General features: G+C 71.3%; 11 protein-coding genes. 9 read left to right on the plus strand and 2 right to left on the minus strand.

Features of this window, described 5'->3' with window-relative positions; genetic code table 11:
* The first annotated feature begins 223 nt into the window (after positions 1–223).
* From VGX25_RS03170 to VGX25_RS03200, 7 genes are all read left to right on the plus strand, one after another.
* Complete coding sequence (locus tag VGX25_RS03170; RefSeq protein ID WP_326916042.1) at positions 224–1,276, plus strand: ABC transporter substrate-binding protein; 1,053 nt, start codon at positions 224–226, stop codon at positions 1,274–1,276.
* A gap of 1 nt (position 1,277) precedes the next feature.
* Positions 1,278–2,111 carry an ABC transporter ATP-binding protein gene (locus VGX25_RS03175; protein ID WP_326916043.1) on the plus strand — a complete coding sequence of 278 codons (834 nt, stop codon included), beginning with the start codon at positions 1,278–1,280 and terminating at the stop codon, positions 2,109–2,111.
* A 3-nt stretch (positions 2,112–2,114) separates the two neighbouring features.
* A complete protein-coding gene (locus VGX25_RS03180) occupies positions 2,115–2,900 on the plus strand; it encodes an ABC transporter permease (protein ID WP_326916044.1) in 786 nt (261 codons plus the stop codon).
* A 92-nt stretch (positions 2,901–2,992) separates the two neighbouring features.
* A complete protein-coding gene (locus VGX25_RS03185; protein WP_326916045.1) occupies positions 2,993–4,594 on the plus strand; it encodes a dihydroxy-acid dehydratase in 1,602 nt (533 codons plus the stop codon).
* Positions 4,594–5,883, plus strand: coding sequence for an FAD-dependent oxidoreductase (locus tag VGX25_RS03190; RefSeq protein WP_326916046.1), 1,290 nt, complete (start codon positions 4,594–4,596; stop codon positions 5,881–5,883). The genes VGX25_RS03185 and VGX25_RS03190 overlap by 1 nt, the downstream gene beginning before the upstream one ends.
* A gap of 10 nt (positions 5,884–5,893) precedes the next feature.
* Positions 5,894–7,174, plus strand: a complete 1,281-nt coding sequence (locus VGX25_RS03195; RefSeq protein ID WP_326916047.1) for an aconitase X catalytic domain-containing protein — start codon at positions 5,894–5,896, stop codon at positions 7,172–7,174.
* Positions 7,171–7,587, plus strand: a complete 417-nt coding sequence (locus VGX25_RS03200; protein ID WP_326916048.1) for an aconitase X swivel domain-containing protein — start codon at positions 7,171–7,173, stop codon at positions 7,585–7,587. Before VGX25_RS03195 ends, VGX25_RS03200 begins: the two co-directional genes overlap by 4 nt.
* Before the next feature lie 70 nt (positions 7,588–7,657).
* On the opposite strand, the gene VGX25_RS03205 is transcribed toward VGX25_RS03200, so the two are convergent.
* Both VGX25_RS03205 and VGX25_RS03210 read right to left on the minus strand, forming a co-directional pair.
* Positions 7,658–9,133 (minus strand): MFS transporter, encoded by a 1,476-nt coding sequence (locus VGX25_RS03205; protein ID WP_326916049.1) that lies wholly within the window; start codon positions 9,131–9,133, stop codon positions 7,658–7,660.
* 113 nt (positions 9,134–9,246) lie between these two features.
* Positions 9,247–9,810, minus strand: a complete 564-nt coding sequence (locus tag VGX25_RS03210) for a DUF1349 domain-containing protein (RefSeq protein WP_326916050.1) — start codon at positions 9,808–9,810, stop codon at positions 9,247–9,249.
* A gap of 73 nt (positions 9,811–9,883) precedes the next feature.
* Here VGX25_RS03210 and VGX25_RS03215 point away from each other — a divergent pair, with 73 nt between their 5' ends.
* Both VGX25_RS03215 and VGX25_RS03220 read left to right on the plus strand, forming a co-directional pair.
* On the plus strand, positions 9,884–10,522 hold the full coding sequence (locus tag VGX25_RS03215) for a dihydrofolate reductase family protein (protein WP_326916051.1): 639 nt from the start codon (positions 9,884–9,886) through the stop codon (positions 10,520–10,522).
* Positions 10,523–10,550: 28 nt separating this feature from the next.
* A complete protein-coding gene (locus VGX25_RS03220; protein ID WP_326916052.1) occupies positions 10,551–11,138 on the plus strand; it encodes a hypothetical protein in 588 nt (195 codons plus the stop codon).
* The last annotated feature ends 118 nt before the right edge of the window (positions 11,139–11,256 follow it).

Genomic DNA, 11,256 nt, shown 5'->3' on the forward strand with positions numbered 1-11,256 from the left:
CCCGAAGGCGTGCTCTGAACGGCGTCCGCGCCGCGCGGCGCGGACGCCGTTCAGAGCACGCCTTCGGGCCGGGTGGTGATTGCGCCGCACCGTGCTCCTGTCCACCACTCCCCGATGACGACGCGTCACACCTCCCCTTCCGTTATGCGGAAAGGTGGGTAGTCACCGGCGGCGGGGGCACGGAGTCTCGGTTGACCAGGCCGGACCGGGACAGGAGTACGCGATGACGTCAAGCCGGAGGTCCTTTCTCACCCGCTCCGCGGTCACCGTGGCCGCCGCGGCCGCGGGTCCGTCGCTGCTGGCCGCGTGCGGGTCGGATGCGACGGCCGGGGGGCGGGGCGGGGAGCGCGCGACGTTTCTGAGCTACCTGCCGCTGGAGACGTTGTCGCTGGCGCCGGAGCTGCTCGCGGTGGTCGGGGGGCATTTTGCCAATCATGGGCTGGAGGTTGAGCTGCAGCCGGTGAAGGGGTCGCCGCAGGCCATGCAGACGCTGCTGGCCGGCAGCGGGCCGGTGACCCGGCTCGGGCAGATCGACGTGATGACGGCGGTCGCCGACTCCAACCAGCCGCTGGTCAATATTGGCACGCTGACCCGCGGGTCGTCGCTGCGGTTCGTGTACAGCAAGAAGAATCATCCGTTGGAGAAACCGGAGGACTTTCTCGGCCAGACGATGGGTGTGCCGTCCGAGGGTGGGACCAGCGACAAGGTGGTCTCGCTGGTGATGGCCAACGCGAAGCTGGATCCCAGGCAGGTCAAGCGCCAGGTCGTCGGGTTGACGCCGGGGACGTTCAACCTGGTTCAGCAGGGCCGGCTGGTCGGCTACGTGGTCAGCATCGACACCGCCAACGTGGTGACCGCGCAGCACGAGGACGCGGGGGTGTTCGACCCCGGGGTGATCGTGCGGTCGGACTCGCAGGTGTTCGTGGCGACCAGGGACGGGATTCGGCAGAATCCCGGGGTTCTCAGGGCGTTCCTGGCCGGGATCAAGGATGCGCTGGCGGCGATGGTGGCCGACGAGTCGTTCGACGAGACCATCAAGCGGTTGCGCGCCAAGTACTCCTTCGCCGCGCTCGACGACGACAAGGTGGCAAGGGACAGCCTGATCACCATGCGCGACCTGTGGACCGGCGGCGACGCGAGCAAGCCGCTGCTGGTCACCGACGAGGCCGCGTGGGTTGCCGGATACGACGAGCTCACCGCGGCCGGGGTGGCCAAGCCGGGTGGGAACGCCGCCTCCTGGATCGACAACAGCCTGCTGCCCACGCGGGGAGCCTGACGTGTCCACTCCCGACACGCTCGCCCCCGAGGTGCACGCCGGGGCCGGCTCGACGACCAAGCTCGAGCTGATCGGGATCGGCAAGGAGTTCCGGACCAGGCGGGCGCGCACCCGGGCGCTGGCCGACATCGACCTGACGATCGACGACGGCGAGTTCGTGTCGGTGATCGGGCGGTCGGGGTGCGGGAAGACCACGCTGCTGCGCATGCTGGCCGGGCTGCTCAGCCCGTCGGCCGGGCGGATCCTGGTCGAGGGCCGGACGTTGTGGCACGGGTCCACAGTGGACTCATCGGTGGTGTCCCAGCTGGGTGTGGTGTTCCAGGACCCGAACCTGTTCCCCTGGTACTCGGTGGCGGAGAACATCGCGCTGCCGCTGCGGTTGCGCGGGCAGGGCAAGCGGCAGCGGCGGGACCGGGCGCACGAGCTGGCCGAGCTGGTCGGCCTCGCCGGGTTCGAGCGGTCCTACCCGCGGGAGCTGTCCGGGGGCATGCGGCAGCGGGTCGCGATCGCCCGCGCGCTGGCCATCCGGCCGAAGCTGCTGCTGATGGACGAGCCGTTCGGGGCGCTGGACGCACTCACCCGGGAACGGATGAACCTCGAGCTGCAGCGGATCGCGTTGGCGGCGAACGCGACCGTCGTGTTCGTCACGCACGACATCACCGAGGCGGTGTTCCTCGGTGACCGGGTCGTGCACCTGACCCCGCGGCCGGGCCGGATCCGCGAGGTCAGAACCGTGGACTTCGAACGCCCGCGCGGCATCGACGTGCAGACCGAGCCGGAGTTCGGCGCGATCGTCCGCGAGCTGCGCCACGGGCTGCAGGACGGGGAGGAGTAACACATGTCGCGCAAGCTGCTCCCCTGGGTCAGCACCCCGCTGATCCTGGTGGCGTTCGTGTTCCTGTGGGACGTGTTCGTCCGCGTCAACGACATCTCCGAGCTGGTGCTGCCGCGCCCGGTGACCGTGTACCACAGCCTGGTCGAGGTGATCAGGACGCCGGAGACCTGGAACCACGCCTGGATCACCGCGACCGAGACCATCGGCGGGTTCCTGATCGCCCTGGTGTGCGGGGTCGCGGTCGGCGTCGTGCTCGGCAAGGTGCCGTGGATGGAGCGCGGGCTGCGGCCGCTGATCGTGGCCTCCCAGGTGGTGCCCAAGGTGGCGCTGGTGCCGCTGTTCGTGATCTGGTTCGGCTTCGGGATGACCTCGAAGGTGATCATGTCGGCGATGCTGGCGTTCTTCCCGATCATGCTCAATGTCCAGTTGGGAGTCCGCTCCGTGGAGGCCGGCCAGCGCGACGTGATGCGCAGCCTGAACGCCAGCCGGTGGCAGACTTTCCAGCACCTGGAGCTGAAGAGCACGCTGCCGTACGTGTTCGCCGGCATGGAGGTCGGCATCGTGTTCGCGATCATCGGCACGATCGTCGGCGAGTACCTCGGCGGCAGCGAGGGCCTCGGCTACCTCGTCGTGCGCACGCTCAACGACCTCGACGCGCCCGCGCTGTTCGCGGTGATCATCCTGCTGTCCGCGCTCGGCCTGCTGCTGTACTTCGTCGTCAACGGGCTCAAACGGTTCGTCATCCCGTGGCACGAGTCGGTCTACAGCCAGCTGGACGTGAACCGGTGAGTGAGCGGAGCTTGCGGAGCGAACCAAACAATACTCCTGCGTCTCCGAGGAACGAGGAGACGCAGGCTTGGCGGAGCTTGCGGAGCGAACCATTGAGTACTGCTGGCATGAACCTGCGCAGCAACTTCCCGGTCGGCAGCACCCGGTGGGCCACGCGGCGGGCGCAGTGGCTCGCGCTCGGACTGTCCGATGCGGACCTGACCAAGCCGAAGATCGCGGTGGTGAACTCCTCGTCCGGGCTCGCCCCGTGCTTCAGCCACCTCGACCCGATCGCGGCCGCGGTCAGGGAGTCCATCGCGGCCGCGGGCGGCGTGGGGTTCGAGATCCGGACCGTTGCGCCGACCGACTTCATCATGAGCGCCGGCGCCGGCGGCGGCTACGTGCTGTCCAGCCGGGACCTCGTGGCCAAGGACATCGAGGCGGTGGTCGAGGGCGCGCAGCTGGACGGCATGGTCTGCCTCGCCTCGTGCGACAAGACCACGCCGGGCCAGCTGATGGCGGCGGCGCGGGTGGACGTGCCGACGCTGATCGTCGCCTGCGGCTACCAGAGCTGCGGCCGGCTCGACAGCGGCGAGCGGGTCGACATCGAGGAGGTCTTCCTGCGGGCGAGCCAGGTCAGGTCCGGCGGGATCACCGTGGACGCGCTGTGCGACCTCAGCGAGCGGGCGATCACCGGGCCGGGGGTGTGCACCGGGATGGGCACCGCGAACTCGATGCACATCGTCGCCGAGGCGCTCGGCATGACGCTGCCGGGCACCACCCCGGTGCGGGCGAACAGCGCGCCGATGTGGGACGCGGTCCGGGCCAGCGGTGCGGCGATCATGGACGCGGTGCTCGCCGACCGCCGGCCGCGCACGATCCTGACCCCGGCGGCGTTCGCCAACGCGGTCATGGCGGTGCTGGCGATCAGCGGCTCGATCAACACGGTCAAGCACCTGCAGGCGATCGCCCGCGAGGCGGGCACGGACACCGACGTGTACCGGCTGTTCGAGTCCTATGCGGACACGATCCGGCCGCTGTCGGCGGTGCGCCCCAACGGGGACGACACCATCGAGGAGTTCGAAGACGCCGGCGGCGCGGCCGCGGTGCTCAAGCAGCTCGGCGACCACGTGCACGGCGAGGCGGTCACCGTGACCGGGGAGACGGTGGCGCGGCGGGTGGCGCGCGCGATCGTCAAGGACGAGGCGGTGATCCGGCCGCTGAGCCACCCGCGCGGCGATCACCCGACGGTCGTGGTGATCCGCGGCTCGCTCGCGCCCGAGTCGGCGATCGTGAAGCTGTCGGTCACCGAGAGCCGGGCGCGCACCTTCGCCGGTCCGGCCCGGGTGTTCGAGGACGCGGCCGCGGCGATCGCCGGGATCGAGGGCGGGGCGGTCCGGCCGGGCGACGTGCTCGTCCTGCGTGGACTGGGCTGGATCGGCACGCCGGGCATGGGCATGGCCTCGCAACCGGTCTTCGCGCTCGACGCGGTGGGCCTGACCGAGCGGGTGGCCGTGGTGACCGACGGGCAACTGTCCGGTTTGGTCAACCGGGGAATCGTCGTCGGCGAGGTGCGGCCCGAGGGCGCGCTGCCGGGGCCGCTCGCGGTGGTGGCCGACGGCGACCGGATCTCCATCGACCTCGACGCCCGCCGGGTGGACCTGTTGGTCGATCCCGCCGAGCTGGACCGGCGCCGGACCGTCCGGGAGAGCTGATGCCGCACCCGCTCACCGAGCTCAAGGTCAACACCGTCGTCAAGCCGGCCGGCGACCCCACAGAGCGGCTCGGCGCCGACATCTGCGTGGTGGGGGCCGGGATCTCCGGGCTGTCGGCCGCCGTGGCGGCCCGCCGGCTCGGCCGGTCGGTCGTGCTCGCCGACGCCCTGCCGGTCCTGGGTGGACAGTGCGTGAACTCGCTCATCGGGCTGTTCTGCGGGGTGTACGGCAACGGGCCGGAGTTCCGGCAGCTCACGCACGGGATCTTCGACCCGATGTTCGCCGACCTGAGCCGTACGGGCGACATCCACTTCAACGTCAACCACACGATCACCGTCGCCTACGACGAGGTGGTGCTGAGCCGGTGGATCGAGAACCTGGTGCAGGAGCTGGGAATCCAGGTCGTCCTCGGGGCATCGGTGCTGTCCGTCGACGGCGCCGACGGGCAGCTGGCCGCCGTCACGTTCGCCACCCGGCACGGGCCGGTGCGGGTGCGGGCCGGCGGGTTCGTCGACGCCAGCGGCGACGCGGCGCTGACCTGGGAGGCCGGCCTGCCCTGCCGCGTCCCGGAGCGCACCATCTACGGCTCGCAGCAGATCCGGCTGGAGAACCTGCGCGAGGAGTTCAAGCCGGAGCCCGACGAGCTGGTCGCCCGGATCGAGGAGAAGGCGGCCGAGTACGGGTTGGTCCGGCACGACGGGCTGGCGTTCTTCTTCCCCGGCCGGAACACCGCGGTGCTGAACATGACGCACGTCGAGGCGCCGCTCGGCGCGGTGCGGGCGGCACGGGCCCAGCTGGCGGGGCGGGCCCAGGCCGACCGCGTCGTGGCGTTCCTGCGCGCGGAGTTCCCGAAGGCGTTCGGGGAGGCGAAGGTGCGCAGCTACGGCCTTCCCGGCCGCCGGCAGACCCGCTGGATCGCCGGCGTGCACCAGCTGAGCACCGACGAGGTCCGGTCCGGGCACCGGTTCGCCGACGCGGTCGCCCGCACGGCCTGGCCCATCGAGCTGCACGACCGGGCCGAGGGGTACGTGTGGGAGACCTACGACGCCGACCACGTGCACTACGTCCCGCTGCGCAGCCTGATCCCGCGGGGCGCGCACAACCTGGTCGCGGCCGGCCGGTGCGTGGACGGCGACGCGGCCGCGCTGTCCAGCGTCCGGGTGATGGGGCCGTGCGCGGCCATGGGATTCGGTGCGGCGCATGCGCTCGACCTCGCCGGCGGTGGCAGCGTGCAGGAGATCGACCCGGCCGCCCTGCGCGAGCGCGTGCGCGAGAATGTCGAAGGCTGAGGATGTCCACATGCGACTGAACGACGACGAGAAGGCGATGCTCGACGGCGCCGAGGGTCCGGCGGTCGCCGCCGCGATGGATCTCCTCGTGCGGTACGGGGAGGCGCTGGGCGCGGACCGGCTCTGCGACACCCGCAACGTCGCCGGGACGATGACGCAGCCGTCGCCGGTGAAGGCCTCGCTGGTCCGCGCGGGCGGCTGGGCAAAGGCATACGCGGTGCTCAACCTGGACAGCGACGGCGACTTCGAGATCCCGCACATGCGGGTGCCGACCTGCCAGTTGCAGCAGGGGTTCGGCGACGACGCGCTCGGGCTGACGCCGTACCCGCCGGCCATGATCGAGCTGCAGTCGGACGCCGAGTCCTTCTACGGCAACCACGGCGTCACGATCCTCGCCACCTGCACGCCGTACCAGGTGGGCAACCTGCCGGTGCGCGGCGAGCACTGCGCGTGGATGGAGTCCTCCGCGGTGGTCTACGCCAACTCGGTGCTCGGCGCCAGGACCAACTGCGAGGGCACGGCCTCCACCGGCGCCGCCGGCCTGACGGGTAAGATTCCCTGCTGGGGCAACCATCTCAGCGAGAACCGGCACGGCACGCACCTGATCGAGGCGGCGGTGCCGGTGGACGGGTTCCTGGAGTGGGGCATGTTCGGCTACTTCGTCGGCGAGACCGTCCAGGAGAGCCGGCCGGTGGTGACCGGGGACCTGCACCGACCGGATCTGGCCGACCTCAAGCACTTCGGGGCGGCGACCGCGTCGTCCGGCGGCGTGGAGCTGTACCACGTTCCCGGTCTCACCCCGGAGGCGCCGACGCTCGACGCGGCGTTCGGCGGGCGGGCGTGGCCGGAGCCGATCCGCTACGGCCGGCGCGAGCGCCGCGCGGTGTACGAAACGCTGAACGCGCAAGGGGATCGCACCGACGTCGACTTCGTCCTGCTCGGCTGCCCGCACGCGTCGCTCGACCAGATCGCCGCCGCGGCAAGGATGTTGGCCGGCCGGACGCTGTACCCCGGCACCGAGCTGTGGATCATGACGCCCCGCGCGCTGCGTACCGTCGCCGACCGCAACGGCTACACCGAGATCATCACCCGGGCCGGCGGCCGGGTGCTGACCGACTCCTGCCCGGCGATGTCGAAAGCCGCGCCGCCCGGCACCCGGGTGTTCGCAACGGACTCGGCCAAGCAGGCCCACTACCTGCCGGCGATCCTGGGGATCGAGGCCTGGTTCGGCTCGCTCGAGGACTGCGTCGACGCGGCCGTCACCGGACGGTGGCGCGGAGGACTGCGGTGACGATCACGCTCACCGGCCGCGGGATCGTGCCCGGCCGGGCCACCGGCGAGGCTCTGGTCTCTCACGAGACCATCTCCGGTTGGGGCGGCATCGACCCCGAGTCCGGCACCATCATCGAGCGCCGGCACGAGCTCTACGGCGTCCGCTTCACCGGCAAGGTCCTGGTCTTCCCCGGCGCCAAGGGATCCTCCGGCTGGTCCGGCTTCTTCCAGGCCACCCGCCTACTCGGCACCGCTCCCCTTGCGATGGTCTTCACCACCCTGTCCACCAAGTCCGCCCTCGGCGCCGTCGTCACCCGCGTCCCCACCATCACCGACCTCGACCGCGACCCGGTCACCCTCATCCACACCGGCGACCGCGTCACCGTCGACGCCGACCGCGGAATCGTGACCGTCACGCCAACCCACGTGTAACGCTTTCCGGCCGATCCATCTCGAGCGCTCCGCGTGGCTGCGGAAACTGCTGTCCTGACCCGGATCCGGGTCAGGCGGCCCTGCGGTCGGTCTCCTCGGTGAGGGGTACCGGGGTGACGGCCGGCTTGGCGGGACGGCCGAGGAGGAACAGCGCGGCGAGGATGCCGGCCGCGGCGAACGTGATCGCGACGCCGTAGGCGTACTGGAAGCCCGTGGTCATGGCGGTGAGCGGGTCCGGGCCGGCGGCCTCGGAGGCGGCGACCGTGGCGAGGACGGCGATGCCGAGGGCGCCGCCGATGTGGAAGGTGGCGTTGGAGACGCCGGAGGCGAGGCCGGAGTCGCGCTCGGGCACACCGGCAAGCGCGGCGATGTTGCCGGCGACGAAACCGGCGCCCAGCCCCGGGCCGAACAGCAGCACGCCGAGCAGGATGTCGCTGACGAAGGAGCCGTTCGCGTCGATCCGGGTGAAGGTCAGGCAGCTCGCGGCGATCAGCAGCAGTGCCACGATGGCGACGGGCCGCGGGCCGAACCGCAGCCCAAGCCGACCGCCGGCGAGCATCGAGCCGACGATCGTCAGCACCGTCATGACCGAGAAGATCAGTCCGAACTGGACGGCCGAGTAGCCGAGAACCACCTGCGCGTACTGCGTCAGGATGAAACCCATCCCGCCGCTCACCGCCATGCCGACGACGACCAGGACCAGGTTGCCACCCACGAAACCCTTGGAGCGCAGGTAGTGCAGCGGCATCAGCGGCGCGCTGGAGCGCCACTCGATGAGAACGAACACCGCCACCAGCACCACCACGGACACCAGCAGCCAGACCGTGCGCGCGCCGAGCCAGCCGACCTCCGGCGCGTCGGTAATGGCCCAGACCAGCAGCACCAGGGCCACCGTGCTGGTGAGCGCGCCGGCCACGTCGAGCGTGCGGGCCCGGTTCCGGTCGTAGCTTTCCCGCAGCAGGACCGGGCTCAGCGCGACCACGAGCACCGCGACCGGCACGTTGATGAAGAAGATCCAGCTCCAGCCCAGCCCCTGGGTGATCGGGCCGCCGAGCAGCGAGCCGACCGTGCCGCCGACACCGCCCGCCGAGCTCCAGAAACCGAGCGCCTTGTTGCGCTCCTTGGCCTGCGGGAACGTGTTCATCAGAATGGACAGCGCGGTCGGCGCCATGATCGCCCCGGAAAGGCCCTGCAGCACCCGCGCCCCGACCAGCACGTCGGCCGACCAGGCCAGCCCGCACAGCAACGAGGACACCCCGAGCAGCGCGGTGCCGGCCATGAATACCCGCCGCCGGCCGACCAGGTCGGCCACCCGGCCACCGAGCAGCAGCAGCCCGCCGAAGCTGAGCAGGTAGGCGCTGAGCACCCACTGCACCGCCGTCGGCGTCAGCGCCAGATCCTGGGCCATCGACGGCAGCGCGACGAACACGATCGACCCGTCCAAAATGATGATGAACGTGGCCGCGCACAACACCGCCAAGGCCTTCCACCGCCGCGGATCCGGCTGCGCCTCCGCGATGCTCGACACCGTCGCCTCGTTGCCCATCACCACTCCCTGACCGCGCGAACAGCCCCAGCCACAGCGATCGTCGCACTGGGACGGTCCACCCCCCATCTCCCACCGTGCGCAGTCCGTTCCCGCGGCCGGCAACCGTGTCGTCAGCCTGGGTGCACGAGGAGCTCGGTAAAGCGCACCTCGAAGCCGGAGCCGGTGGGGGCCGCGCACATGGGACCGGCGAGCACCTCCGCGTCCGCGGGCAGCGCGGCCAGGCGGAGCGGGATGTCGGCCCGGCCGTCGGTGCCGTAGCGGACGAACACGGCGTCCCCGCTGCGTTCGAGCTCGATGGTGACCTGTCCCTCGGGCGGCGCGGGGAGCGGCGTCATCGACCAGTCCGACGTCTCGCGGGTCACCACGACGCTGACCAGGTGCCGCTCGTCCAGCTCGAGCCCGGCCTTGATCCAGGTGCGCTCGTCGACGCGGATCATCAGGCCGGCCTGGTCGTACCGCTCCCGGTAGTCGGCCGAGAAGGTGGCCGTCATCCGGAGATCCCCGGTGAACCGCCGGCCGAGCACGTGCCCGGAATCCCGGATGTAGCCGTAGTGCGTGACGCGCCAGAAGTCGGTCCCCTGGCCGGCGGTCACGGTCAGGCCCTTGCCGTCCGCCGTCCACCGCGGCGGTGGGTTCAGCCACTCCCAGCCACCGCTGCCGAATGTGTCGACCATCACGCAAGCCTAGGACCGATGAGTTTCGCGCGGTGCGGTTGTCTACCCGCGAAACGGCACTGACCAGGAGGACATGATGGGCAAGGTTCGCTGCAACATCTCGATCTCGCTCGACGGCTACGCGGCGGGGCCGAACCAGAGCCTGGCGGACCCGCTCGGCGAGGGCGCCGAGCGGCTGCACGACTGGGTGGTCGGGCTGGAGGCGTGGCGCAGGGAACACGGCATGGAAGGGGGCGAGGTCAACGCCAGCACGGCGGTGATCGAGGAGTCCATCGCCAACGTCGGCGCCGGGATCATGGGCCGCAACATGTTCGGCGGTGGCCGGGGACCGTGGGGCGACGAGCCGTGGAAGGGCTGGTGGGGCGAGGATCCGCCCTTCCACACGCCGATCTTCGTGCTCACCCATCACCCGCGGGAGCCGCTGACCCTGTCCGACACCACGTTCGTCTTCGTCACCGACGGCATCGAGTCCGCCCTCGAGCGGGCCCGCGCCGCCGCGGGCGACAAGGACGTCACGATCAACGGCGGCGCCGCCACGATCCGGCAGTACCTCGCCGCCGGCCTGCTCGACGAGCTCGAGCTGCACGTCACCCCGGTCATCCTGGGCTCGGGCGAGCGCCTGCTGGACGACATCGGCGCGGTGAAGTTCGAGCAGATCCGCGCCATCGAGGCGCCCGGCGTCACCCACCTGAAGTACCGCGTCGTGAGGTAACCCGCCGGCCCCTCGGTACGGTCGTCGGGTGTCCCGTCCACAAAGGCTGATCGTCTACGCGCTCACGGTCGGCGGCCTGGCCGCGCTGTTCGCCGTGTTCATCGGGTTCAAAAAGGACACCGCGCTGGTCGGCGCGCTCGAGGCGGCCGGCGCGGTGTCGGCGACCGGGTTCGCGGCGCTCGCGGCGCTGGGATCGATGCGGGCCGCGGCCGAGAGCAGCGCCACCGCGAGACGCTCGCGCGCGGCCCTCGCCCGGACGATGCGGCCGCGGATCCACCCGGGCGTGAGCCGGGAGGACGGCAGGGTGCAGTGCGGTGCGGGTCGCGGGGCGATCGACGTCACCGTGGTGTGGCTGCTGACCGACCGCGACCCGGCCACCGCGCAGGCTGCGCGCCTCGAGCCGTGGCGGCCGGACCTGCCGCCCGGCTCGGACCTCGCCCTCGCGGTGGACCTGGAGCTGCCCGAGACCGCCACCGTGCAGGACGGGATCCGCATGGTCTGGATCGAGTACTGGGACGACACCCGCGTCGGGCACTGGCGCGACACCTGGCAGGTCGGTACCGAGCCGCCCGACCGGGGGACGTTCCTGCTGACCGACTCCCGGTTGGCGCACTAGTGTCCTGCGCCTGTTTCGAAAGTGCGCTGTGGTCGGCCGATCTTTGGCGAGGGCGGCCGCCACACGACGACCAGGGCAGGGGCGAGGAACGAGCCCCTGCCCGCCGGCGTCGTCAGCC

The organism is Actinophytocola sp. (genome assembly GCF_035942955.1).
Lineage (GTDB): Bacteria > Actinomycetota > Actinomycetes > Mycobacteriales > Pseudonocardiaceae > DASYTH01.

Coding starts and splice junctions, on each gene's coding strand:
- VGX25_RS03170 (WP_326916042.1), top strand. CDS start 224: ATGACGTCAAGCCGGAGGTCCTTTCTCACCCGCTCCGCGGTCACCGTG.
- VGX25_RS03215 (WP_326916051.1), top strand. CDS start 9,884: ATGATGGGCAAGGTTCGCTGCAACATCTCGATCTCGCTCGACGGCTAC.
- VGX25_RS03210 (WP_326916050.1), bottom strand. CDS start 9,810: ATGGTCGACACATTCGGCAGCGGTGGCTGGGAGTGGCTGAACCCACCG.
- VGX25_RS03180 (WP_326916044.1), top strand. CDS start 2,115: ATGTCGCGCAAGCTGCTCCCCTGGGTCAGCACCCCGCTGATCCTGGTG.
- VGX25_RS03190 (WP_326916046.1), top strand. CDS start 4,594: ATGCCGCACCCGCTCACCGAGCTCAAGGTCAACACCGTCGTCAAGCCG.
- VGX25_RS03205 (WP_326916049.1), bottom strand. CDS start 9,133: ATGGGCAACGAGGCGACGGTGTCGAGCATCGCGGAGGCGCAGCCGGAT.
- VGX25_RS03195 (WP_326916047.1), top strand. CDS start 5,894: ATGCGACTGAACGACGACGAGAAGGCGATGCTCGACGGCGCCGAGGGT.